Origin of the sequence: Streptomyces beijiangensis (genome assembly GCF_017315755.1) — a bacterium.
Classification (GTDB): domain Bacteria; phylum Actinomycetota; class Actinomycetes; order Streptomycetales; family Streptomycetaceae; genus Streptomyces; species Streptomyces beijiangensis.
In genome coordinates this window covers 1-693 of the sequence record NZ_JAFLRJ010001427.1, presented here as the reverse complement: position 1 = coordinate 693, position 693 = coordinate 1, and the positions used below count along the sequence as shown (strand labels likewise).

Genomic DNA, 693 nt, shown 5'->3' with positions numbered 1-693 from the left:
CTCAAGGACCACCCAGAGATCACCTTCGTGGACCGTGGGCTCGTCAAGGACATCCAACTCGGTGAGGGCACGGACGACCACAAGGTCACGTGGCGATCGCGCGACGGCAAGGCCAGTGGCACGGTGCGGTCTCGATGGGTGATCGATTGCTCAGGACGAGCACGGCTGTTGGTCAAGAAGTTCGGTCACGACGTCCCGCTCGACGATGGTTTCTCCACCTCCGCGGTGTGGGGCCAGTTCTCCGGCTGTACCGATGACATATTCGACGAGCGCTGGAACTACACATTCCCCGATGGGGAGGTCACCAGGCGCGACCTTGACACGATCCATCTGTGGGGAGACGGCTACTGGATCTGGCTGATCCGCCTCACCGGTCAGCGGATCAGCGTCGGTGTGAGTTTCAATCGCAACCGACCGCCGGCTGAGGGCAACCTGCGACAAGTCTTCTGGGATGTCATCCGACGCTACCCGCTGCTCAACTTTCTCACCGAAGAGAACCAGCTTGACTTCGCCGCGTACCGCAACGTACAGCACATCAGTGACACCTATGTCGCCGCTCGCCGATACGCGATCGCGGGAGACGCTGCCTCCATCATCGATGCGTACTACAGCCAGGGAGTCTCCCTGGCGCTGGTCACGTCATGGCATGCGGCCAATATCGTGGAACGTCACCTGCGTGAGCACGTCCTGGAC

General features: G+C 61.2%; 1 protein-coding gene. It reads left to right on the top strand.

What is annotated here, in order from left to right:
• Positions 1 to 693: NAD(P)/FAD-dependent oxidoreductase (locus tag J0695_RS42125; protein ID WP_206970081.1), on the top strand; the 693-nt coding region annotated here is incomplete at both ends.